Here is a 22,941-nt window from a genome sequence, read left to right on the forward strand (position 1 = left end):
GGATGTTCTTGGAAGTAGGAAACTTCAGCGAGTAATGAATGAATATATAATGCCATGTCTTCTTCGGCTGGCGATCCCGTAATGCTTGGAATGCGAACGAGATCTGCCAATAGATTTTGCCAGCCTTGGCGGTCCTGCCAACGCGCCATCATGTTCCACCCCGATGTGCGAAGATGAAAGGTTATCAATCCGTGTCTTTGCCAAGATACCACGGATTGGGCCGGTAGGAAACAGGCAGTGATTGCATAATTATTGACGAATGTGCATGGAGTAACTATAATGCCCATTGTGGCATGACCAAACTCGTTTGTTGGTTTTGCAGGGGAATGGATATCCATGTCGAAAACGTCCGTATTATGCGCTTCTTATGCACTTTGTTTCTCGGGTTCCGTCAAGACATCTAGAGAGGGGATTAAATGTGAAAAAAACAGGCGCGTTTGGCGCTGCGTTGGCACTGGCTTTGGTATTGGCAGGCTGCGGGACACAGAATCAAAACAACTCGTCCACGACGAGCGGCAAAGGTCAAGGAGAACAGTCCATCGTGATCGCCAGCAATGCGACGTATCCGCCGTTTGAATACGCGGAGAACGGGAAGATTGTCGGCTTTGATATCGATATGATTAAGGAGATTGCCCAGGCGGAGCACTTGAAGGTCCAGATTAAGTCGGTCTCCTTCGACGGCATCATTCCTGCACTGCAGGCTGGCTCTGTCGATGCCGCAGTCGCTGGGATGACGATTAAGAAGGACCGCTTGCAGAACGTGAATTTTTCGAATGCCTATTATCGATCCGGCGTCTCCATTTTGACGAAAAAGAATTCGCCGATTCACAGCCTGCAAGATTTGAAAGGCCACGTCGTAGCAACGGAAACGGGTACGTCTTCGGTCGATGTGCTGAAAAAGGCAGGGATTACGAACATCAAGCAGTTCTCGGTGACCCAGGACGCTTACAACGCGTTGGAAAGTGGTGGCGCGGATGCGGTGGTGTTTGATAACCCCTCCAACGTCTTGTTTGCCAAGTCCCATAACGATGTTCACATTGTCGGTGGTTTGTTGACGGGTGAGTACTATGGAATTGCCGTCACCAAGAAGAACCCGGAATTGCTAAAGGAGCTCAATGACGGACTCAAGAAGATTCAACAGAACGGCGAATACGAAAAGTTGTTTGACAAGTACTTTAACGGCGATAAGCGAGGCATGATTAAGGGTGTTGTGAACCCAAACTCGGTCGCGGTGAATTAAATCTCTTTCTTATATACGTATTATATACGTATTTCCGTAAAAGGTTACGCGGCAACGGGCGCAGCCGGGACGCTCTGGCTACGCCCGTTTTTCCAGGGAAAGGAGCTTGGCTGCACGCATGAATTCTTGGCATACGGCCATTCTGCAACTCCCCTTATTGTTACACGGGTTGTTGCGCACGGTGGAGTACTCGCTTGTCGCAGGAGTGGCCTCACTCATTCTTGGCTTGATTGCGGCCTTATTGAAACTATCACGATTTTCCATCCTGCGCGGGATTAGCACCGTATATGTCGAAGTGTTTCGCGGTACGCCGCTTTTGGTTCAGATTGTTTATATCGTATTTGCATTACCATCCATCATGCCGCTCAACCAATGGTTTGGCCAGAATTTCTATCCCATTATCGGCGTATCGGCAGCTCTGGCGTTAAATGAAGGGGCGTATGTGACGGAAATTGTCCGTGCCGGAATCCTGGGCGTTGACCGTGGTCAACGGGAGGCGGCAGAGAGCATTGGTATGACCGGCTATCAGACTATGCGTTACATTATTTTACCGCAGGCGTTCAAACGCATGATTCCCCCACTCGTGAATCAGTTTGCACAGACCATCAAGGACACCTCATTGGTCGCTCCGGTTGGGGTGGTCGACCTAATGTATCAAGGACAAATTACTGTAGCCCAGACGTATGCGGCGTTCTCGATTTACACATTGGTCGCGGCCCTTTATTTCATCGTCATTTTCGCGGTCAGCCGCTTCGCAAACTACTTGGAGAGGAGGCTGCAGATTGATCAGCGTTGAAAATCTTCGCAAACAATTCGGTCGCCACGAGGTACTCCGCGGCATCACAACACAGGTGCAAGAAAAAGAGGTTGTCGTCGTGATTGGTCCTTCCGGCAGTGGCAAGAGCACCTTTCTCCGCTGCTTGAACCGGTTGGAACAACCGACATCCGGCAAGATCGTCGTGGTAGGAGAAGAGATCACCCACCCGAAGACCAACATTGTACAAGTACGGCAAAAGGTTGGAATGGTCTTTCAACGCTTCAATCTGTTTCAGCATCTAACGGTTTTGGACAACGTGACGATTGGTCCACGCAAGGTGCAGGGCATGTCGACCGATGAAGCGGAGGCGCTAGCGCGTTCGCTCTTGGCAAAGGTCGGACTGACAGGAAAGGAAACGAGTTATCCCGATCAACTATCGGGTGGTCAACAGCAGCGTGTGGCCATCGCCCGGGCGCTGGCGATGCGTCCTAAGGTCATGCTGTTTGACGAACCGACCTCGGCCTTGGACCCCGAGATGGTCGGGGAAGTCCTGCAGGTCATGAAGGACTTGGCGCGCGAGGGGATGACGATGGTCATTGTGACGCACGAAATGGGCTTTGCCCGCGAGGTAGCGGACCGTGTGCTCTTTATGGACGAGGGTCTCATTATTGAAGAAGGCCGACCAGAGGCGCTGTTCAACCATCCGCGCGAAGAGCGGACACGCGCCTTTCTGAGCAAGGTTCTATAATACCTGCTCGCATGCTCGCCCCCAATGGGCGAGTGGGGATACATAGTCCGTGTGGCCGATGTAACCGAGCCCAGAGAGAACTTCGTCTAGGCTGTTGTTGTGTATGCGTACGGGATCGTGTAGCCGTGGGTTAGTATCGCAGGCACTAATCCGGACTATCGCCGTAGCACGAAAGGACTATGTCAGAAACAGGCCATGTGCGTCTTACTCAGTCTCTTTACAGGCAGTATGGTTGTCATGGGTTCATTCCGATGCGTACCGGAATGAACAAAGTGTGAACGCGCCCCTGTGAGAGTTGCAAGTGTGATTCGGCGCACTGGCGACGCCTCAGCGCCTCGATATGCTGGAGAACGGGGCGTCAGACTTTTTCACGGAAAGGAGAGATGAGGCCTTGAAGAGTTGGACACCTAGACGCATGGCGACCATGGGTCTGACGGCTCTAGCACTTCTATTCCTGGCCACTGGATGTGGACCGGAATACATAGTACTCAATCCTGCCGGACCTGTTGGCCGTGAGGAACTGCATCTGATTGAGTTGTCCACGATTCTCGTGCTCATCGTCATCGTACCCGTAATGGCTTTATTGGCGTATATCGTCATTCGTTATCGGGATCGACCAGGGAATACAGCCAAATATACGCCCGAATGGTCGGAGAGCAAGGTGCTCGAAGTTGTCTGGTGGGGAGTCCCGATTGTCATCGTGGGCGTGCTCGGGTACTACACCGGCAAGAGCACCTTTGCACTCGTACAACCTCCAGAACAGGACGTCAAGCCTATCACCATTCAGGTGACGTCTCTCGACTGGAAATGGTTGTTCCAGTACCCAGACCAAAAAATTGCTACGGTCAACTACTGCGAGATTCCCACCGGGGTACCGGTTCAGTTTGTGCTCACTTCGGACGCGCCGATGAACTCGTTCTGGGTTCCACAGCTGGGTGGTCAGGAGTATACCATGCCGGGTATGGCGATGCGACTCTGGCTGCAGGCGGATAAGCCCGGTAGCTACTTCGGCACGGGAGCCAACTTCACAGGTGAAGGCTTTGCCCACATGCACTTCCAGGTGGTTGCGAAGTCGAACAGCGACTTCAATCAATGGGTTCAGCACGTGAAGTCGACCTCGCCGGCCCTGACCATGGCGGACTACAACAAGTTGAAGCAGCCGAGCACCATGGGAACTGCGTCCTATTCGTCGTTCCCGAAAAACTTGTTCGATAAGGTTGTCTGGCAAAACGGTGGCCGTTATATGCCAGACATGATGATGGACCAAGGTCTTGGCGCGTCGATGAATGGTATGAGCGGCATGGATTCAAACGGATCGAAAAACGCCGGCAGTAATTCCTGATGCAAGACGTACGAAGGGAGTGAACGACCGATGCCAGCGTGGCTCCATACCTTTGGAGACAAATACCTGATGTGGAACGAGGGTCCATTGATTTGGATCTCGGACGTTCTCATCTTGTTGACTGGACTCGGGATTGTCTTCGTCCTCACGTACTTTAAAAAGTGGGGATGGCTTTGGCGTGAATGGTTGACGACCGTTGACCATAAGAAAATTGGCATCATGTACATGATTGCCGCCTTGCTGATGTTGTTCCGCGGCGGTGTGGACGCATTATTACTGCGCACGCAGCTGGCCGAACCGAACAGTCACTTTTTGAATGCGGAACACTACGACCAGATTTTCACGACGCACGGCACGATTATGATTTTGTTCATGGCGATGCCGTTTATCTTTGCTCTGTTTAACATCGCGGTGCCGCTGCAGATTGGCGCGCGCGATGTGGCCTTCCCATACCTGAATGCCATCAGTTTCTGGCTGTTCTTCTTCGGGGCGCTGCTCCTAAACATTTCCTTCGTCTTCGGTGGCTCACCGGACGCGGGCTGGGTCAGCTATCCGCCGCTGGCGGGTCCGGAGTTTGATAAGGGCCCCGGTGAGAACTTCTACCTCTTGGCGCTTCAGATTTCAGGTATCGGAAGTATCGGTACCGGTATCAACTTCTTGGCGACGATTCTTAAGATGCGTGCGCCAGGAATGACATTGATGAGGCTGCCGTTGTTTACTTGGTCGGTTCTGGCAACTTCGTTTGTCGTCATCGCTGCGTTCCCGGCCTTGACGGTGGCGTTGGCGTTGTTGCTGCTGGACCGGATTGTGGGCACGCACTTCTTTACGATCGCGCACGGCGGCGATCCGATGATGTACATCAACCTATTCTGGATTTGGGGTCACCCCGAAGTCTATATCGTTATTATGCCTGCCTTCGGTGTGTTCTCTGAGGTCGTGGCGACCTTCTCGCGCAAACGCGTCTTTGGCTATACATCGATGGCTGCGTCGCTGATTCTCATCAGTGTCATCAGCTATTTCGTTTGGGCACACCACTTCTTTACGATGGGTGCTGGCGCAGATGTGAACACGTTCTTCGCCGTGGCCTCGATGGCGGTCGCGATTCCGACTGGCGTGAAAATCTTCAACTGGTTGTTGACGATGTATCGTGGCCGGATTCGCATGGAACTGCCGATGCTTTGGACCATCGCTTTCATACCGTGCTTTGCCATTGGTGGCGCAACCGGCGTCATGTTGGCAGCCGCGCCGGCTGATTATCAGTATCATAACAGCTACTTCTTGATTGCTCACTTCCACCAGGTTTTGATTGGTGGTACAGTATTCGGCGTTTTGGCGGGCATGTACTATTGGTGGCCGAAGATGTTTGGCTTTAAGCTGGATGACCGCCTCGGACGCTGGGCATTCTGGTTCTTTAACATCGGGTTCTATGTTTGCTTCATGCCCCAGTATGCACTTGGGTTCATGGGCATGCAGCGACGCATCTACGTTTATCCGGCCAATATGGGCTGGACGACGCTGAACCAAATTTCAACCGTCGGGGCTTATTTGATGGGCATTGGATTCTTGTTTATCGTGGCTCAGATTGCGTACAGCATTAAGCATGGTGAGCGCGACACGACGGGAGATATTTGGGATGGGCGGACGCTGGAATGGTCGTTACCGTCACCGGTTCCGCATTACAACTTTGCGGTCATTCCGACGGTGACTTCGCGAGATGCATGGTGGGAAATGAAGCAAAAAGGTCAGACGCATGTTTTGCTTCCCTCCAAGGATCAGATTGCTCCCATTCACATGCCGAAAAATTCGGGTCGCCCGTTCATTTTGAGTGCACTGTTCTTCGTGGCCGGTTTTGGGTTCGTGTTTGAGTGGTTCTGGCTTGCAGCTCTGGGGTTGTTTGGCGTATTCATTTGCCTGGCGTTGCGTGCATTTGAATACGACGACGAGTACCACATTCCGCCCCATGAGGTCATAGAGACCGAGTCTGCTCTGGGGAGGTTATAACCATGGCGCTGGCGGAAAACCGTGTGTTACGCAAAGGGGATACAAGCGCGCTCTCCATTGAATACCAGGATACGCACCAATCCTTGCGTATCTTCGGTTTCTGGCTGTTCCTGTCCACGGACATGCTGCTGTTTGCGTGTCTGTTCGCCACCTATCTGGTCTTACGTACACACACCGACGGAGGCCCGACACCAAAAGAAATCTTTGATATTCCGGGATTCACGATTGAGACGTTTATCCTTCTTACCAGTAGCTTCACGGGTGGTTTGGCCACGCTGGCGATGCGTAATGGTCACAAAAAACAGCTGATGGCCTGGCTCATCATCACGATGCTGCTCGGACTCGGATTCGTTGGTCTGGAGGTTCAAGAGTTCATCCATGACGTGGCGGAGGGCGCGACTATGCAACGCAGCGCCTTCCTGTCCGCCTTCTTTACCCTGGTCGGCACGCACGGAAGCCACGTTTCCCTAGGTATCTTGTGGATGTTTGCAACACTGCTCCAGGTCGCCCGGCGAGGTATCACGCATGTGACAGCCCGCAAGGTGTTCATTGTCAATCTTTACTGGCACTTCCTTGACGTGGTCTGGGTGTTTATTTTCACGGTCGTCTACTTGTCTGGGGTGGTGATGTAAAATGGAACGAGGGACCCAGGCTTCTCACCACGGGCACCATTCACCGACGCTTTATATTGTCGGGTACGTGCTATCGCTCGTCTTGACCGCCATTTCCTTTACGTTGGCGCTGACCCATGCGATGGCGTTGGGCCCGATGATGTGGATCTTGATGATTCTGGCGGGGCTGCAAATCCTAGTTCAGCTGTTTTTCTTCATGCACGTGACAGAGGGAGACGGACCGCCTTACCATTCGCTGACTCTGTTCGTCGGTCTGATCTTCACCTTTGCCATCTGCCTGATGTCCATCTGGATTATGACCTTTCATTATCAATCGTACTGACAAATTGGGTGTGGTGTATTTTACCGTCCCAAGGGTCGCACACTGGGAAGGGTCGGGTAAGTTTTTCCGGCCCTCCCAATTGGACCCTTGAATTAGAAAGGAGAATCGTCCATGGCGACGATGTCAGTCGGACGGGCAAATTCGGATACGGACGCCGCTCTGGTGCCGCGCGGCTGGTTGGATACCGTCAAGGTGTTCGTGGAACTGACCAAGCCGAGAATCATGGTGTTGCTGTTGTTCACTGCGTTCGCCGCGGCGATCGTCGCGCGGGGCGGATTGCCGAGTCTCAAGGAAACCCTCGTTCTCCTGATTGGCCTGGCGCTCTCCACCGGAGGAGCGGCAGCCGTAAATATGTGGTTTGACCGCGACATTGATGCTGTGATGTCGCGAACGGCAAAGCGTCCACTTCCGACCGGGCAGGTGTCGGCGACGGCGACCCTGGTATACGGTATCGTGTTGGGCGTCCTGTCGATTGTCGTACTAGCCGTGTTTGCCAATCCCTTGTCGGCTTTGTTATCGACGGCGGGGTATATCTATTATGCCGTCATCTACACGATGTGGCTGAAGCGAAGCACGCCGCAGAATATCGTCATTGGCGGCGGGGCAGGGGCGTTTCCGCCGCTCGTGGGATGGGCGGTTGTCACAGGTAACGTCAGTCTCACTGCATGGGCGATGTTTGCCATTGTGTTCTTCTGGACACCACCGCACTTTTGGGCCCTGGCTCTCTACAAGAATGCGGACTACGTGCGAGCGGGGATTCCGATGATGCCGGCCGTGCGCGGACCGCGGACCACCAAACGTCAGTGCGTCGGGTACGCAATCCTCTTGCTTGCGGTATCCTTGGTCCCGTATTTTACGGGCTCCGTTCACTTTTGGTACGTGCCCACGGCCTCGTTTGTCGGTCTGGTGTTCCTGGCGGCAAACGTATGCATGTGGCGGGAGGCCGACGACTCCACGGTGTGGGCGAAACGGACCTTTCTGTGGTCGCTGTTGGATTTGCCTGCGCTGTTTACGCTCTTGGTTGTCGCGAGTGTCATTTAGCTGAGTCTCATTTCGCATCGAGCGACTGGTGCAAAAGCTGAGTTCCGCTGGTCGAGGAGGACGAGCCACCGGCGGGGATGGTGTACAGGAGGTACCCGTATGAGTATGAACGCTGCGAGACCCATACCCCATGCGGATCGACAGCCGGAAAAGGGGCGTTTGTTTGGTCTCGCTTTAACAACGCTGATTGTTTTGTTTGTGGCGAATGTGATTGGCTTTACCGATACCGCCACTGGCTCCGTATACGGATGTGGCCACGATTGGCCGCTCTGCAATGGACAGCTCATTCCGTCCGTATGGTCCGAGCATACGGCCATCGAGTACGCACACCGAGTGAGTGTGTTTTCGATGGAAGTGTTGCTGGTAGCGGTCGTCGTTGCGGCGTTGCGTTGGTACCGCCATACGCGTTGGGTGCGCATCGCCATCCTCTGGATGGTAATTGGCGTAGTGTTAGAATCGATTCTCGGGGCTCTGGCTGTGTTCGGCATCAATCCGCCCGCCCTGATGGCGACCCACATGGGGATTGCGCTTCTTGCCTTGGCAGGCCTGACCATGTTGACCGTGGAGAGCTGGCGAGTCGAAAAGGGACCGCGGCGGGAAATGGAGGATAGGGGAAACCGCCAGGCCAAAGCGTCGAACGGCGCAGACGAACGGAGAACCCTATACCGGTGGTCGTGGATTGCCCTGGTTTACTCCTATGTTGCGATTTATGTCGGTTCCTATGTGGCCAGTACGGGCGATGGGGCGAGCTTTAAGGGCTGGCCCTTGCCGCTGGAATCGTATCAAGCGATGCCCGGGGTGTTTTGGGTCGATGTGTTGCATCGAACCTTGGCGCTCGGTATGTTGCTTCTGGCGATCCGCTTGGCTGTCCTTGGGTTTCGTATGAAGGGTGTGGCGCCGGGGGCATTCCGGTTGGCCCTTCTGTCGGTAGTACTGGTGTGTTTGCAGGCTGGCAGCGGCGCCTGGTTAATCGCGTCACATCTTAGTCTTTCCGCGTTTCTGACGCACGTATCGTTCGCGTCGCTCTTGTTTGCCGATTTGTGTGCTCTGACCACTTTGTCTTCACACCAGTCGGTGTCCGTGGCTACGAGAGAGGCACTTCGACTTGTACCGTTGTACCCCGACCGATCTCGGAGTTAACCGTGCAGGTGGCTCCGATGAGTTGACAGCGCTCACGCATGGTTGAGAGGCCGTAATGTCCAGGCGTGACGGGCCTGTCGGTATCAAAGCCGTGGCCATCGTCCTTGATGACTACCAGCAAAGCGTGACCGGGTGTGGAATCGGAAACGGTACCAAGCGAATCCGAAGATGGATTTCGCGCGACTTTCTGGAGGTGAATGTTGACCGCCTGTGCTTTAGCATGTTTACGCACGTTTGCTAAAGCTTCTTGAATAACCTTCAAAATTTGGTTGTTCACGTAGGCGTCGAGCATCGGAAGGGTGCCATCGACATCTACCGACACCGGGATGTTGTACCGAGATTGAAAGTCCGACGCATAGCGGTAGATATGTCGGACAAGGTCTTCATCCGGGTGCAGGGTGAGATCATAAATCGCTTGCCGGAGTTCCAATAAACTTTGATCAAGAATCCGGCTGACTGTTTTCAAATCCTCAAGGTCAATGGCCTGTCCAGCCTCATAGTCTGCGACGAGTCGTTTCGTCAGGGAACTGGCGTAGGCGAGGTCCTGCGAGACGCCGTCGTGGAGGTCGCGTGCGAGGCGATGGCGTTCCTGTAAGGTATAGTGCAGTTCAAGGCGTCGCCGATCCGTTTCGCTGACCGTATACGTGATGCACCCATGTTGGGTGTGTCGCCTGCTTTGAATCGTCTTATCCACTCGACATCCACTCCGTTCCACCGTAAACCCTTCCATCCGAAGTTAAGCATTCCTGGACAGAACGATGGGTTCTCTGCACCTACATTGTAATGAATCGGTTGTCGTGGTGGCCAGTTGGACCATCATCTTTTCATTGTTCCGACACACTCCGACACGGCGTGATTTCTGCAAACTCCTGCGACAAAGCGGTATGATGATGGATGAGGGTATTGTAGAAACAGGAGGAAGCACGGATGGGTACAGCAGAGCATGATGCGGCGATTCGGGTCTTAATTGTGGATGACCACGAGCTGTTCCGACAGGGGGTGCGCGCCATCCTTGACCGGGCCGAGGACATTTCGGTGGTGGGAGAGGCCGGGGATGGGCAGGAGGCTGTGGAAAAGTGTGCGGCTCTTGTCCCAGACATCGTGTTGATGGACATCAACATGCCCGTCTGCAATGGACTGGAGGCCACACGACTGATTAAGCGGCAGACGCCGGATGTAGCGATTTTGATTTTGACCGTATCTGACGCGGAGGAAACCCTGTTCGAAGCGGTGAAGAACGGCGCGGCGGGGTATGTATTAAAAAACGCCAGTCCGTTGGAGGTCCTGGAGGCTGTGCGTCGTGTGCATGCCGGAGAACCGGTCATTCCCGGGAACTTGGCGATGCGTATCATCACCGAGCTCAATAATCCCCAGCCGACCAATCCGTCGGATGGGGCGGAAAAACTTACGGAAAGGGAAATTGAGGTGCTTCGGCACCTGAGTGTGGGCGCCAGCAATCGCGACATCGCCCGCGCCCTGTTCATTAGCGAAAACACGGTGCGAAACCACGTCCGCAACATCTTGGATAAGCTCCATCTGAATAACCGGGCCCAAGCTGCTGCTTATGCCGTTCGTGAGGGTTACACGATTCACAACCCATCGGAGAACGAGTGATGAAGCCATCAAGCTCAGGGGGAGCGCCGTTTTCGCTGCAGTTCTTCCTGTTCGATTTCTGTAAACAAGGCCTCAATCCGAGACAGCTCATCGGTCGCCTTTTTCAATTCCTGGCTGGTGTGTTCATCGTGCAACGGAAACAACAAGAACCGTATGGCCGCCAAAGACGTACGTATCTCGTTGACCACGGCCCAGGGTAAGACCTGTGGCTCATGGCCGTCTTGCGTGGTCAAGAGCCGCTGCATGGTTTGCTGTTTTTGCTGCTTATGCCGGAAACCCAGCCAGGCGCTGCAACCATAACCGACGCATTGGACTAAAACCGGCGTGATACTCAGCCCGGCGTGCAGTCCAAATCCGATGTCGAGCCCCGTAAAAACGACGCCACAAAGCAACGATACTGCGAGTCCGAAAAAGTAACCGAGCGCCCCGACTACCGCAAGTGCTCCAACAAACCAGGCCAATCCGGATACAAGTCCCCAAATACAAAGTCCGACCAATGCCAGGGCCATCAACAGATTGAATCGCGTTTGCAAACAATCAATCAGCCACGCGTCCATGCGTGCAAAGAGATGTCTGGGTTCGTGAAACCGATTGAACTTACTCACGAGCGAAATCACCGGGCTTTCCGAGAGGTTGTTCCTTATCGACCCACCCATCTTATAGACGTTCTTCGGAGATATCCAACCCAGTCTACAACATCGTACGGCTTTCAAAACTTTCACTCCAGTTCCAAGGGAACTAGTTCGATGCTAGTCCGAACGGACCATCTGTGTAGGTGGTTCCAGGCCATCTCGTCATCACCTCGGCACATCGTCGACGGGCCTAGGGCCACCAATGGTCAAGACGTACGAGAGGGCTGTAAAGAGCGTCAGGGCTCCCACGGTGGTGAAGAAGGCACTCATCCACGACACTGGGACTGCCCAGTCAGCGGGGAAAAAGTGCACCACTTCCAATCCACCAACAAGCACCCCGATTCCATAGAGTACGAGTGCAACTCGTACCCGACGCGGTGGCACCATGTCGTCAATCAGTGGTGCGGATCTGCGTTCCGGCCGTTTGCTAAACCTGTATTCAAACCATAAGAATGGAATGATCTTTTGCATATAGGAAAAAACCAACGGAATCAGTCCGGCAAACAGGAACAAGTAGGCTGCAAGGACGAGTAAAACCCGACTCGTGTGAATCGCGCAAAAAACCAGTAAAGCCTCGCTGATGAGCATGAGTCCGAGTGCAGCCAGGGCGACCTTGAGCGGAAAGACAATCCGCTTGCGTTTGCGGCTTTTCACAATGCTTGTGACATCCCACGCAAAGAATCCCATGCCTACAAGAACGGCGAGCGCAGACAGGACGCGCAGCCAATACAGCCAAACGGATGTGGAAAGCACCGGGTCTAGATACTGGAAAAAATGGGTAAAGGCCAGAAGTCCGCCGCCGAGGAAATAGAACAGTCCGGCTCTCGGCAGGGAGGCCTGATATCCATGACTCAATACGAACATGGGAACGAACTTGTAGGAGACCACCAGGACAAGTCCTCCCCAAAAAAGAATTCCACCGAGGATGGCATGGGTGAGGAGCAAGGGAAGCCCGATATGGGCTGGCTGCCAGAGCTGAAACAGCCCCAAGAGGATCGTTGCCCCTAAGGATGCGATGGGAATCCCAAGCATCCGGTGGACGGGGGTGCGGTTCCGTGCGTGTTTGTAGCTGACATGGTATAAAAAGTGCGCAAAACCCAAAAGGCCGATAAGAACCCCGATTCCCCCGATGCGTGATAGGCTTTGTTCCCGGCTCACAAAGCCCGCAATGAGGGCTAGAACCGACAGAATGTGCAACGGCAAATGCCAATACAGGACATGTCTCGGCATGGGAGGGGCTTGAAAGGCGATGGGCACCACCTGGTAGAGAACGCCGTAGGCCACGGTGAGGAGAAACCCCAATAACAACCCATGCAGCACGCCTACCGTGTTTACGCTCCACCAATCTCCTTTCGCCCACTGGGACAGTGTAGTCCCTGTCACTGCCAGACAGACGCACGCCACCAACAATCCGCAGAGGAGATAGGTCACCGTTGCGGATAGACGTTTCTTGGTAGACGTTTCCACCTTAGACTGCCTCCCGCTTGCCGTCATTATCTACAGTCTAACCCATTATCGGAGATTGTGGAGACGAAAACGGACGGCTTGTCGTGGGCAGCATCGACCAACGACAAACAGCCAATGTGGATGAGAGAAAATGGTCTAAACGCACTATAGGCGATTGGGCGCATCCGTACTGGCTTCGGGTGGATAATCCTCGTACCCTAACATGCGAATCATGTGTGACCTAATTTACAGTGTATGGTCAGCGCATTTGGTAGGTTGTCGGAGAGTGAAGGCAACGAAAGAGCAGGAATGACGGATCACGTAAGTATGAAGGAGGCACATCACGATGGAACGCAACGGAGGCCGGTTCCGTTTGCCAAGGCGCAGGTGGCCACGGCCTATCGCGTATCAGCGTGTTCTGATTTTCTTACCTGTCGTACTGTTGCTGGTGGGAATAGCAGGATGTGGAATCTGGTCCGGCGAAACGCATTCAAGCTCGGCCAACATCCGGCCAGGAAAGATGCAGATGGATGGTGGCAGCGCTACCGGAAAAGCGTTGAATCAACGACCGGTACCGATGAAAGTGACACGCCATGGACACCAGGTCCATATCACAATGGTGTCGGAAGAAACGAGGGTGCAGATTGCACCTGGGAAGTATTACAACGCGTGGACGTTCGACGGCACCGTCCCCGGCCCGACCCTGCAGTTGCAACAGGGAGACCACGTGACGTTGACACTGCGGAACCTCGATCCGAAGATGTCACATTCGATTGACTTGCACGCGGCGCTGGTTTCACCCAATCAAACGTTTGTGGATGTGCCGCCAGGTAAAACGAAGACCATTCACTTTACCGCTAAAGTTCCTGGTGTATACATGTATCACTGCGCGTCGATGCCGATGCTCCAGCACATCGGCAATGGCATGTATGGGGCCGTGGTAGTCACGGCGCCTGGACAGCCCAAACCGGACTATACCATTGTCCAGAGCGAGTTTTATCCAGGCGGCAATTACGATAAGATGAAAAATGGACAACCGTCCTATGTCGTCTTTAACGGGAAGGCGTTTCAGTATGTAAGCCATCCCCTGAGGGCGAAAGTTGGCAAGCCGTTGACGATTGCGTTTGTGAACGCAGGACCGAATGAGGTTTCGGCGTTTCACATTGTCGGGAGCGTGTTGTCGGATGTCGAGGCGTCCGGAAATCCGAAAAATCATTTTTACGACGTCTCAACGCAAGCCGTGGTTCCTGGGGAAGGAGTCTTGATCCGCGTGACTTTTCAACAACCCGGTACGTACAACATGGTGACACACGTAATGCGTGATGCCGATAAAGGGGCGACTGGGAGTATCGTGGTGACATAATAGACCTTGAATCCAATCTCACCAAGGGAGGAGGAGAACCGGGAGGAATGGGGTTTGAAGAATCGAGACGACATGTTTTACGCGAAATCGAGTTGTTTCAAGACTTAAGTGACGAAGAATTGGCCAAGGTGTCCGATCTATGCGTCGAACACCGGTATCCCAAGGGGACCTACATTTTTATGGAGGGAGACGAACGGGAGGCCGTCTACTTCATTCGTCGTGGATTGGTGAAGGTGTTCAAGGTCGACGAGGAAGGTCGAGAACACATTGTGACCGTTCTCGGAAAGGGACAGATGTTTCCGCATGTGGGATTTTTCGATGACGCCCCTTATCCGGGAACCGCGCAGGCGATGGAAGAGAGCACCCTGCTTATGATTCGACGTAGCCAATTTGACGCTTTGTTGATGAGCCAGCCCGCCATCATGCGCAAGGTGATGCATGTGATGGGGCAAAAAATTTTAATGCTCCAAGCAAAGCTCCAGGAGCTGGCTTTGTTTGATGCGCACGACAGGGTGGTCGCACTCATTCGTCACTTCGCCGAGGAACACGGGCAGCCCGAGGCTGACGGGATTCATATCCGGTTGCCTGTCACACACGGAGAAATGGCTCAGATGATTGGTATGACGCGCGAGTCGGTCAACCGTGTCTGGAGCCAATTGCGACGCAGTGGTGTGCTCAGCGGTGAACGAGACGAATGGGTGGTTCATTTTGACCGTCTATAAACGTTGGATCCGTGGTACGGTGGTCCATGTATGCCGGTATCGGTTGATGAAAAAGGGGAGCACTTCGGTGACAAGGCCGGGTTTGCAGGCATTGCCCAAAATCTTCATTTTGTTTGCAGGGCTTCACTTTTTGCTGGGTGCAGCACTGGGGGCCTGGATGGCGGGCGATAGGTATGCTATCTCTTACATCGTCAACGTCCACGCGGAAATCAATCCGTTCGGTTGGCTGACGATGATGATTTACGGCATGACCTATGCGGTGCTGGGAGTCTCGGCTGGGCTTCGCCTTCCCTGGCGATGGCTGGGCTGGCTGCACTTTGGCATGGCTGAGACAGGGATCTTGATCGTTGTCGTCGGTATCTTAACCCGTGCCGACGCGGTTGGCCTTGTCGGAGGCCTTCTGCAAGCAGCCGCACCCGTCGTGTTCTTGGTGAACATCCTGAGCGCCGTGTTTACCTCCAAACGACACCGATCTTCAGAAGGTTCTGCAGAGCGCCGTCACTTGCCTGCGGAGTTAGAGTTTTTAGGACGATTCCCGCAACTTCGAGATTCGGACAGGATTGCCCAACGGGGAACGGACGTGGCACTGATGGCGTTCTTGATAGCCGTGCTGTGGGCGGCCGAACAAAGCATTTCTTACGGGCGATGGACATGGCTGGATATGCCGGTTCCGGCCTATCTCATTATGGCGGGGTGGATTGGAGGAACGCTGCTCGCCGTATCACTTCATCTGTTTCCACGCTTCTTTGGGATAGGCGCAATGCCACGCGGCGTCATACGGTGGGTGCAAGGATTGTGGGGACTATCGCTTGTTTCCGCAGTTCTCGAAGACTTCCTGGGTCACCCGCAGTTCCGTCTGGCAAATACCATGTTTGCGGTCGCTTTAATCATCCTATCGGTGACCTACGCATGGTTCCTTTTCCGATCCGCACGTCAGCAATGGAGAACGACCGGTCCTGCAGCCTTGGCGTGGTGTGGTGCGTTTGCATGCGCATTTGCACTTGGGATATGGCTTCTTACGGGGCAAGATTTGCGTTCGGTGGCCGCGATGCATCTTTTGTTTCTCGGATGGGCGACCACGCTCATTTACTCGGTCGGATATACGTTATTCCCGTTGTTTTTTCACACCCCACCTGTATCGTTAAAATGGAGTTATGGACAAGTGATAGGGTCACTTGTGGGCACGTTTTTGCTGATTGTCGGATTACAGATGGGTCAAGCGCAGAGCGTTGTATCTTCCGATTTCGTTCAGGGATTGACAGGATTGGGTGGCCTTTTGGCGGCTTTGTCCGCGTATGTGTTCATGGGACAATGGTTCTGGAGAAGACGGGGGACAGCGCGTACCCCCGCGCCAAAGGCTTCGACTCCTCGGTGATCCGCTTCATTCACGTTTATCCACGGCTCACGCGTCTTCCTGCCAGACGCCACGACGGGAGTACTCATCAATGGCGGTCAGCCCCTGACCCAAGAAACGTTCAAATGAAAGCAGGCAGAGGTACCATGCCGTGCCATCGAGAACGTTCGTGACTTGTACGACATCGTGGCAATCGTGATCGCAAATCTGTTCTGCGGTTGGAAAAATTCGCGTCAGCAATACGGCCTTGGCTGGCTCCATCGCAATGCCTCCTACGAATCACGGCGGAATACCGTGGCGTTTCGTATTCTTTCACAGGATAGCCACGGAATGCGTCCGTCCATACCTAGGGAAACGTGTCGTATTGCGAAACGTTCGAGAAAAAGGACCATGAACCCATGCCGTACGTTTCCGGAAAAGGAGGCGAAACCGTTATGTGGCTCGATGTCTTCGTTGGGTGTTACAGCTCGCCCCACGAACGAGGCGTCCATTGGCTGAAAATGCATTCGAAAACCGGTGAGCTGGTTTATGTGGATGGGCTTACGGGTATCGAAAATCCGTCTTTTCTCGCGCTGCACCAGGCTGGCGTACGGTTGTACGCGGTCGGTGAAAGCAAAAACGGGGAAGTGGTCTCCATAGAAGTTGACCGGGAAGCGTGCAGCCTTCGATTGCTCAATCGCGCCTCCACCCGCGGTGCGGATCCGTGTCACGTCCGACTCACAAGTGACGCGAAGGTTCTCATCGTCACGAATTACTCAAGTGGCAGTGTCTGTACATTTCGTCTCGATCCGGACGGGCGAATTGGTCAAATGGCGGCGCATGTTGTTCATCAGGGGCACAGCGTTCGACCGGATCGTCAACAGGGACCTCATCCACACAGCGCGATGCCCGAGTCGGATTCTTCCTGGGTCTTGGTCCCAGATCTAGGGCTCGATCAAGTCTTGATATATCGGTTGGATAAGACCACAGGACAAATACGCAGACACGCTTCCGTCGCCACGCCGGCGGGGTCGGGACCCCGTCACCTGGCCTTTCACCCGCGGTTGGCCTTGGTCTATGTCTGCTGTGAACTCGATTCTACAATTGTCTCCTACCGGTTCGACCGGGCGGATGGTCGGATGACAGAATGGGAGTGTGTTTCACTCCTACCCGCTGGATTCACGGGCCTGAATACGGCGGCCGACATTCACGTCCGGCTAGATGGACGTTTTCTGTACGCATCGAACCGCGGACATGACACCGTTGCTTGTTTTGCGATTGGCGAGGATGGCCGTCTCACCGGTCTTGGACATGTGAGTGCGGGTGGCCGAACCCCGCGAAACTTCGCGCTAACCCCGGATGGCCGGCATATGCTTGTCGCCAGCCAGGATGATGACCAATTGTCGGTATTCGCGCTTGATGAAGCGGGATGGCCTCGGCCAACAGGAAGCACGTATGCGATGTCACGGCCAGTCTGTATCCAAGTCCAGGATCAGAAAGGGCCCCTGCAAGAATGGATCTCACAGGAGTCATCAGTCGAAAAAGGCGGTTACGGTGAGCCCCATCACTGGCCTCAGTACATATAAGGCCATCACAGGTACAATGAACAAGCAGAACCAGGCAGCACTGTAGGGGACGTTGCCGTTTATAAACTGACTGGGCGAGAGTGGGGGAATTTCATTGCTGGTTGCGTTTATTCACGGGTTTGCGTTGTCTCTTGGATTAATTTTACCCATTGGCATGCAGAATGGGTTTATCCTGACACAGGGAGCGCTGCACAGGCGGTGGTCCAAATTGTTGCCATCTGTGGTGACCGCGTTGATGATGTGGGCATCGGCGATCTATCTCGCCTATATCATCCATACGTTCGAATGATATGGATTATGACGCGTTCGAGGTGCAGCGCATTACGTCCGATAATATATATTATGTTAACTTAGAAATTGGGGCGGGGAATTGAAGTATTATTTGGACGCCGAGCTTTACCATACGGGCGTGGTATTGCAGGCTTCATTTCTAGTGCAGCGGTACTCTATGGCATACAACTGTTCGTACCGGGAATGCGGGTAAGTATTCTCGGAATGCTGCTTGCTTCATTGGTGATTGGACTTGCAGACTTAGCTATCCCAACAGGATCAAAAGCGTAACCTGAATACTGGTCGTAAACGGGGCGGTCGTGGCTGATTCTGACTTCGCGCCACTTTCCCGGCTATATCGGGTGGTCCGAAAGCGCCAGGGCGGATCGAACGTCGAACTTCAGCCAAATCCCAATATCGGTTCCCCGCACCCATTTTCCCCAAGTCGATGAATCTCCGAATCTTCCCTTCCGAGACAAGGATGTTGGGAAGTAAATAATCGCCGGGCATACCACCAGATCCTGGTCTCCCCTCCCCTGCTACTCCTGCAGTTGAAAGGGACACGTGTTTGCGTCTAAAAGGCAAGGGCCTCATCAATTCATCGCAAGCCTGCAGTGGTCCGAAGCAGCCAGGCCGTTGACCTCGGAAATGAGCGAAAACTGGCAAGGCCCATACACGCAAAAATTCAAGACACGCGGTAAAGACACATTCCCTGCGGTCACTTCAGCCGTCTGAACTCCGGCTCAATGCTGCACCGTAGCCTGCACTTTCAAGTGCAAGGGTTGGCGGGTCGGTGGTACAAGCGGGTACACACGGTTGAAAACTTTCATCTCTACGTCGTCGGAGCCCACAAACACTCATCGGACACTTTTCTGCTCGTCGGGCGACCCCTGCTTCCCAGTATACGACGGTACTGTTTTTTCAACGCTCACTTGGCTGGTAGAAATTCGTACAACGTGACGTATTGTTGGCTTTTGAGCCGCTGCAAAATTAAATGCTTCTACAGATGACCTTCGCTCGCTAGAACCGCGGCGTGTTAAGTAGCCAAAGGACCTCCAAGGCTAAAACCTGCCACTGTAAACGACGCATCTGGGTCCAGACTTGCCAGATAATCTTGAAGGCTTTGCGAAGGTCCATTTACCGGATCGACAAATGAAAATGACTTATAAAATCTCGTGAACCCGTAATCCGTTGCCCCGCCATTCGGGACAAGCGTAAAATCCGTCATCGAAAACCCAAAATTATCGATGAAATATAAAATAGTACCGGTTCCGTGTAAAATGACTGCAAATGTCATCTCCCTTAATCCCCGGATTTTTCATCGCTCTTACAGGTCTTGTACAAACTCACGGATCTGTTCAGGCGTCGCTTTTGGCGTACCTTCCGTTTTGATTCACTGGATATTTCTCACCGTCATCTCTTGACAAAATTCATTCCACTCGTCCATCCTATGTGCTTACTGCCTCAATTTAATGCTCCGAGATATTACTTGTCGAACGCCGAACCCGATGCCGAGGATTGCAATGGTAATTAGACACTGAAACGTCGTTCGCGGCGCATCATCCAGAGTTTCGATAAATCGCTTGACAACTGGAATATCCAGCATCAGCGAGGCCGCTGCCCAGGCCATCATCCCTGCCCCAAGCGGTAAAATCCATTGCTGTTTTTCGATTTGCCGGGATAGAAACAGCCCGACAATTACAAACAGGGGCACCGTGCCGACGGATGACACAACGAGCCACAGTCGGTCCCCTTTTAGCTCCGACCCGAGCCAAATCATGTTGTCCAGGTTGCCGAACACCGTAAACAGCCATAGCTTCACCACGGTCCCCCATGCTCGAAAGACACTTCGTATTTCTGGGATCGTACCGAGTGTGCGAATACACATCCACCCAAGTAGAATAATCGCCACCAAGCGAAACAGGATGTTATCAAGCATTTTATCTACGCTTGCCGCTAATATCACCTGCGATCCGCCCAACAGAATGCCCACAGCGGTAAGGAATGTGACTTTTTGCCGCTGAGTCGTATGTGAGGGTAACAATAGACCCGTGAGCAGTGCATTATCAATTGTGACGACGAGTGCGATCAACACAATCCCGATGAATAGTTTCGGCATAGTCCACCCCACACGATGAGATAGCCCCTACTGCATAATAAGACCGGCAGTAGGGGCTATTAGTCGGCTTGCGCCGGACGATTAAAGGTGAGCTCCATCACCTATTCTCTTCTTCTCTTGCCGAAGTGTATGTCCACAATTCGAGTCGTATGACACGGAAAGCTGGAGTGCATACAGGTGGTCCAGACACAGAAAAAGCGCAGAGCCATACCTCGCCCGCTTTTGATACAATGAAAGCGGATTTTGTGATAGGGGGCGATTCGCGTGCGTTATCGAACACTAGGCAATACAGAACTGCAAGTGAGTGAAGTCAGCTTCGGCACCTGGGCCATTGGCGGCGCTTGGGGTACCGTGGCCGAGAGCGACGCCCTCAATGGTCTGGCTCGTGCCATCGATGCGGGGGTTAACTTCTTTGATACGGCTGACGTCTATGGGGACGGCCGCGCCGAGCGTCTCTTGGCCAAGGCAACCAAAGGCCGCGAACACGAGATCTACATTGCGACGAAATTCTGCCGCGCCGGGGACATTCATGACCCTGCCACCTACTCGGAGGCCTCGGTGCGAGCTTATTGCGAAGCGAGTCTACGTCGACTGGAACGAGACACGATTGATCTCTATCAAGTCCACTGCCCGCCGCATGAAGTGATTCGTCAGGGCGCCGTGTTTGAAGTGTTGGACAAGCTACAGCAGGAAGGGAAAATTCGGTACTATGGCGTCAGCGTGGAAACCGTCGATGAAGGTCTCACGGCCCTTACATTTCCCGGCGTACGGGCGCTGCAGGTGATCTTTAATATCTTTCGCCAGAAACCGGCCCTCGAATTGCTTCCGAAGGCTATGCAGCAAGGGGTGGGAATCCTCGTTCGCCTGCCTCTTGCCAGCGGTCTGTTGACTGGAAAGTTCAAGAAGACGGATACGTTTCCGGAGAATGACCACCGCAACTTCAACCGCGATGGGCAGGCATTTAACGTAGGAGAAACCTTCGCCGGGCTGCCGTTTGAGAAAGGTGTCGAATTGGCCGACGAGCTGCGCTGGATTGCCGAAGGACGCGGCACCATGGCCAGAGCCGCCATGCGTTGGATATTAGACCACGAAGAGGTCAGCTGCGTCATTCCCGGCTTCAAAAACGTGGCTCAGGTCGAAGATAACCTAGCGACCGAAGAGGCACCGGGATTTTCCGAGGAAGAACGCACCCGTCTGCGCAAGTTCTATACGGAAAAGATCGCCCCATTTATTCGCGGCGCCTACTGATTTCGCGGTGCGTACTGAGTCTCTGGCGCGCGTGGATTCCTAGGCGAAAAGCGTCCGCATCCCCTCGGACGCTTTCTTTCTCTCCTTCTTTTGCCCTCAACCCACAAACGCGAGAATGTCGTGAAAGTATTGCCGGACACCGTACGCCCAATGCGGATCCGTCGCGTAGATGCCCCAGGGGTTGTGCGGATCGTTCAACCAAAGGATGGCATCTTCCCCATTCGGAGGCGGTGTCGATAATTTGTGGCGAATGGTGTCTGCGGCGATGTTCGCCGCATCCGCGAGCGTCGTGTTATAGACCTGCCAGCTGTAGAACACATTGAACGGGTTGTTGCGGATTAAAGCGGCGTCTGGACCGGGCGGCACAAACGCCTGTTCCTGCCCAGTGATGGCCACCATCAGGGCCGGGTTGACGTCATACCGCTGCGCCGCCTGACAGATGGTCTCAATGTCAGCGAGTGAAAATGTCGATCCGTGTCGTTGTACGTACGCGTACAACTTACTCGGTGGGATGTCATGCCAGCGCAAGGCGGGCACAGACACATCTCCAGAAGGTGTGGCGATGATGCGCTCTTGTTCAGCCGCCTGGCGTTTGAGCTCTGCAATCTGCTGCTGCGTCAGGTGGATGCGCGAATTCAGTTCCCGCTCTTTTTGCAACAAGGACGAAACGCCCCGGTTGGCCAGTTGCAGCGATGCCTGCTGCTGTCTTTCCATAGCCAGGCGGGATTGCTTCAAAGCAACCAGATTGTGGCCTTTGCGGACGAGTGTCAGAACGTTATCCTGCTGTTGGCGTTTATCGGCTTGCAGCTGCCGCTCCAACTGCTGGACCTGACGCATGAGTTGATGTTCGTGTTCGGTGACCGCAGACATGGTCTGTACCCGGCTGAGTAGATCCGACCAGCTCGACGCTTTGAACAAGACCTCCAGGTACGGGACATTTCCGTATTCATACGTAGCCTTAAGCATCGATTCTACGTTTTGCTTATCGATATTCAATTGTCGCTCTTGTTTGGCGATCCGTTCGTTCAATGCGGTAATCTTTGCCTGCAGTTTCTCAATCTCTGCTTGATTCTCCTGAATTTCTTGAGAGAGCTGCGAGATTTGCTGACGGGTCCTCGCAACACTTCCTTGCAATTGTCCGACTTTTCTGCGTTGCTGTTCTAACCGCTGCTTGGTTTGATTGGCCTGCTGTTGTAATTGGGTCATCTCGTGCTGCTTGTCACTCAAGGTGCTGGCGTCCGCCAAACTGCCGTAACAACCTGCCACCATGCAGATGGCGGCTGCGGATGCCGCCAGCTTTCCGTTTCGTCGCACGACGTGCCGTCACTCCTCTTGCAGTTTCAATCTTAGCCCTATTGTATACCTGTTCGGAGCCGATGACCATT

General features: G+C 53.7%; 22 protein-coding genes, 1 pseudogene and 2 riboswitches. Of the genes and pseudogenes, 16 read left to right on the top strand and 7 right to left on the bottom strand.

Annotated elements, in window-relative coordinates; translation table 11 throughout:
• Positions 1-418 precede the first annotated feature (418 nt).
• The 9 genes from H522_RS19125 (at position 419) to H522_RS0111775 (ending at position 9,223) form a co-directional block, all read left to right on the top strand.
• On the top strand, positions 419-1,240 hold the full coding sequence (locus tag H522_RS19125; RefSeq protein WP_051344212.1) for a basic amino acid ABC transporter substrate-binding protein: 822 nt from the start codon (positions 419-421) through the stop codon (positions 1,238-1,240).
• Positions 1,241-1,358: 118 nt separating this feature from the next.
• On the top strand, positions 1,359-2,036 hold the full coding sequence (locus H522_RS0111740; protein ID WP_026962456.1) for an amino acid ABC transporter permease: 678 nt from the start codon (positions 1,359-1,361) through the stop codon (positions 2,034-2,036).
• Positions 2,023-2,745 (top strand): amino acid ABC transporter ATP-binding protein, encoded by a 723-nt coding sequence (locus H522_RS0111745; RefSeq protein WP_026962457.1) that lies wholly within the window; start codon positions 2,023-2,025, stop codon positions 2,743-2,745. Before H522_RS0111740 ends, H522_RS0111745 begins: the two co-directional genes overlap by 14 nt.
• A gap of 424 nt (positions 2,746-3,169) precedes the next feature.
• Positions 3,170-4,087, top strand: coding sequence for a ubiquinol oxidase subunit II (locus tag H522_RS0111750; protein WP_035453735.1), 918 nt, complete (start codon positions 3,170-3,172; stop codon positions 4,085-4,087).
• 30 nt (positions 4,088-4,117) lie between these two features.
• Complete coding sequence (gene qoxB / locus H522_RS0111755) at positions 4,118-6,088, top strand: cytochrome aa3 quinol oxidase subunit I (protein ID WP_026962459.1); 1,971 nt, start codon at positions 4,118-4,120, stop codon at positions 6,086-6,088.
• Between the two features lie 2 nt (positions 6,089-6,090).
• A complete protein-coding gene (qoxC, locus tag H522_RS0111760) occupies positions 6,091-6,720 on the top strand; it encodes a cytochrome aa3 quinol oxidase subunit III (protein WP_051344213.1) in 630 nt (209 codons plus the stop codon).
• 1 nt (position 6,721) lies between these two features.
• A complete protein-coding gene (locus H522_RS0111765; RefSeq protein WP_035453701.1) occupies positions 6,722-7,042 on the top strand; it encodes a cytochrome o ubiquinol oxidase subunit IV in 321 nt (106 codons plus the stop codon).
• 111 nt (positions 7,043-7,153) lie between these two features.
• The gene (locus H522_RS0111770; protein ID WP_245578097.1) at positions 7,154-8,083 is read left to right on the top strand and encodes a heme o synthase; all 930 of its coding nucleotides are present in this window, start codon (positions 7,154-7,156) and stop codon (positions 8,081-8,083) included.
• Positions 8,084-8,182: 99 nt separating this feature from the next.
• On the top strand, positions 8,183-9,223 hold the full coding sequence (locus tag H522_RS0111775; protein WP_026962463.1) for a COX15/CtaA family protein: 1,041 nt from the start codon (positions 8,183-8,185) through the stop codon (positions 9,221-9,223).
• On the opposite strand, the gene H522_RS0111780 is transcribed toward H522_RS0111775, so the two are convergent.
• The gene (locus tag H522_RS0111780; protein ID WP_162143506.1) at positions 9,168-9,938 is read right to left on the bottom strand and encodes a sensor histidine kinase; all 771 of its coding nucleotides are present in this window, start codon (positions 9,936-9,938) and stop codon (positions 9,168-9,170) included. The two genes, H522_RS0111775 and H522_RS0111780, sit on opposite strands and share 56 nt — an antisense overlap.
• Positions 9,939-10,150: 212 nt before the next feature.
• Here H522_RS0111780 and H522_RS0111785 point away from each other — a divergent pair, with 212 nt between their 5' ends.
• Positions 10,151-10,837, top strand: coding sequence for a response regulator (locus tag H522_RS0111785; RefSeq protein ID WP_026962465.1), 687 nt, complete (start codon positions 10,151-10,153; stop codon positions 10,835-10,837).
• Between the two features lie 14 nt (positions 10,838-10,851).
• On the opposite strand, the gene H522_RS0111790 is transcribed toward H522_RS0111785, so the two are convergent.
• Both H522_RS0111790 and H522_RS0111795 read right to left on the bottom strand, forming a co-directional pair.
• Entirely contained in the window at positions 10,852-11,442 is a 591-nt protein-coding gene (locus H522_RS0111790) for a hypothetical protein (protein WP_155836397.1), read from the bottom strand.
• Between the two features lie 192 nt (positions 11,443-11,634).
• Positions 11,635-12,936: a hypothetical protein gene (locus H522_RS0111795; protein WP_026962467.1), complete on the bottom strand. Its 1,302-nt coding sequence runs from the start codon at positions 12,934-12,936 to the stop codon at positions 11,635-11,637.
• Between the two features lie 325 nt (positions 12,937-13,261).
• Between H522_RS0111795 and H522_RS19130 the strand changes: the two genes are divergently transcribed.
• From H522_RS19130 to H522_RS0111810, 3 genes are read left to right on the top strand one after another with little or no spacing between them, the layout of a single operon-like run.
• A complete protein-coding gene (locus tag H522_RS19130; RefSeq protein WP_051344214.1) occupies positions 13,262-14,278 on the top strand; it encodes a multicopper oxidase domain-containing protein in 1,017 nt (338 codons plus the stop codon).
• Between the two features lie 47 nt (positions 14,279-14,325).
• A complete protein-coding gene (locus tag H522_RS0111805) occupies positions 14,326-15,000 on the top strand; it encodes a Crp/Fnr family transcriptional regulator (protein ID WP_026962468.1) in 675 nt (224 codons plus the stop codon).
• Complete coding sequence (locus H522_RS0111810) at positions 14,960-16,375, top strand: hypothetical protein (RefSeq protein WP_155836399.1); 1,416 nt, start codon at positions 14,960-14,962, stop codon at positions 16,373-16,375. The genes H522_RS0111805 and H522_RS0111810 overlap by 41 nt, the downstream gene beginning before the upstream one ends.
• 27 nt (positions 16,376-16,402) lie before the next feature.
• Here H522_RS0111810 and H522_RS0111815 read toward each other — a convergent pair whose 3' ends face one another.
• Positions 16,403-16,615: a hypothetical protein gene (locus H522_RS0111815; RefSeq protein ID WP_026962470.1), complete on the bottom strand. Its 213-nt coding sequence runs from the start codon at positions 16,613-16,615 to the stop codon at positions 16,403-16,405.
• A 173-nt stretch (positions 16,616-16,788) separates the two neighbouring features.
• Here H522_RS0111815 and H522_RS22535 point away from each other — a divergent pair.
• Together H522_RS22535 and H522_RS21570 are read left to right on the top strand one after the other, a co-directional pair.
• Positions 16,789-17,805: pseudogene (locus tag H522_RS22535) on the top strand (lactonase family protein); the annotation flags it as partial.
• Positions 17,806-17,849: 44 nt separating this feature from the next.
• Positions 17,850-17,911, bottom strand: a riboswitch (Fluoride riboswitch).
• A gap of 102 nt (positions 17,912-18,013) precedes the next feature.
• On the top strand, positions 18,014-18,208 hold the full coding sequence (locus tag H522_RS21570; RefSeq protein ID WP_035453704.1) for a hypothetical protein: 195 nt from the start codon (positions 18,014-18,016) through the stop codon (positions 18,206-18,208).
• A 1,017-nt stretch (positions 18,209-19,225) separates the two neighbouring features.
• Here the strand turns inward: H522_RS21570 and H522_RS21140 are convergent.
• Positions 19,226-19,486 (bottom strand): lipase family protein, encoded by a 261-nt coding sequence (locus tag H522_RS21140; RefSeq protein ID WP_081412098.1) that lies wholly within the window; start codon positions 19,484-19,486, stop codon positions 19,226-19,228.
• A 159-nt stretch (positions 19,487-19,645) separates the two neighbouring features.
• A complete protein-coding gene (locus H522_RS0111830; RefSeq protein ID WP_026962471.1) occupies positions 19,646-20,308 on the bottom strand; it encodes a hypothetical protein in 663 nt (220 codons plus the stop codon).
• Positions 20,309-20,351: 43 nt separating this feature from the next.
• Positions 20,352-20,419: riboswitch (Fluoride riboswitch) on the bottom strand.
• Between the two features lie 153 nt (positions 20,420-20,572).
• On the opposite strand from H522_RS0111830, the gene H522_RS0111835 reads away from it, so the two are divergent.
• Entirely contained in the window at positions 20,573-21,556 is a 984-nt protein-coding gene (locus H522_RS0111835) for an aldo/keto reductase (RefSeq protein ID WP_026962472.1), read from the top strand.
• A gap of 96 nt (positions 21,557-21,652) precedes the next feature.
• Here the strand turns inward: H522_RS0111835 and H522_RS0111840 are convergent, their stop codons facing one another.
• Positions 21,653-22,870 carry a murein hydrolase activator EnvC family protein gene (locus H522_RS0111840; protein ID WP_026962473.1) on the bottom strand — a complete coding sequence of 406 codons (1,218 nt, stop codon included), beginning with the start codon at positions 22,868-22,870 and terminating at the stop codon, positions 21,653-21,655.
• Positions 22,871-22,941 lie beyond the last annotated feature (71 nt).

Origin of the sequence: Alicyclobacillus herbarius DSM 13609 (assembly GCF_000430585.1) — a bacterium.
GTDB classification, from domain to species: Bacteria; Bacillota; Bacilli; order Alicyclobacillales; family Alicyclobacillaceae; genus Alicyclobacillus_G; species Alicyclobacillus_G herbarius.

What these genes read in the sequence shown, in the direction of transcription:
- H522_RS0111740 (WP_026962456.1), top strand. Translation starts at nt 1,359, where the DNA reads ATGAATTCTTGGCATACGGCCATTCTGCAACTCCCCTTATTGTTACAC.
- H522_RS0111750 (WP_035453735.1), top strand. Translation starts at nt 3,170, where the DNA reads ATGGGTCTGACGGCTCTAGCACTTCTATTCCTGGCCACTGGATGTGGA.
- qoxB (WP_026962459.1), top strand. Translation starts at nt 4,118, where the DNA reads ATGCCAGCGTGGCTCCATACCTTTGGAGACAAATACCTGATGTGGAAC.
- qoxC (WP_051344213.1), top strand. Translation starts at nt 6,091, where the DNA reads ATGGCGCTGGCGGAAAACCGTGTGTTACGCAAAGGGGATACAAGCGCG.
- H522_RS0111765 (WP_035453701.1), top strand. Translation starts at nt 6,722, where the DNA reads ATGGAACGAGGGACCCAGGCTTCTCACCACGGGCACCATTCACCGACG.
- H522_RS0111770 (WP_245578097.1), top strand. Translation starts at nt 7,154, where the DNA reads ATGGCGACGATGTCAGTCGGACGGGCAAATTCGGATACGGACGCCGCT.
- H522_RS0111775 (WP_026962463.1), top strand. Translation starts at nt 8,183, where the DNA reads ATGAGTATGAACGCTGCGAGACCCATACCCCATGCGGATCGACAGCCG.
- H522_RS0111785 (WP_026962465.1), top strand. Translation starts at nt 10,151, where the DNA reads ATGGGTACAGCAGAGCATGATGCGGCGATTCGGGTCTTAATTGTGGAT.
- H522_RS19130 (WP_051344214.1), top strand. Translation starts at nt 13,262, where the DNA reads ATGGAACGCAACGGAGGCCGGTTCCGTTTGCCAAGGCGCAGGTGGCCA.
- H522_RS0111805 (WP_026962468.1), top strand. Translation starts at nt 14,326, where the DNA reads ATGGGGTTTGAAGAATCGAGACGACATGTTTTACGCGAAATCGAGTTG.
- H522_RS0111815 (WP_026962470.1), bottom strand. Translation starts at nt 16,615, where the DNA reads ATGGAGCCAGCCAAGGCCGTATTGCTGACGCGAATTTTTCCAACCGCA.
- H522_RS21140 (WP_081412098.1), bottom strand. Translation starts at nt 19,486, where the DNA reads ATGACATTTGCAGTCATTTTACACGGAACCGGTACTATTTTATATTTC.
- H522_RS0111830 (WP_026962471.1), bottom strand. Translation starts at nt 20,308, where the DNA reads ATGCCGAAACTATTCATCGGGATTGTGTTGATCGCACTCGTCGTCACA.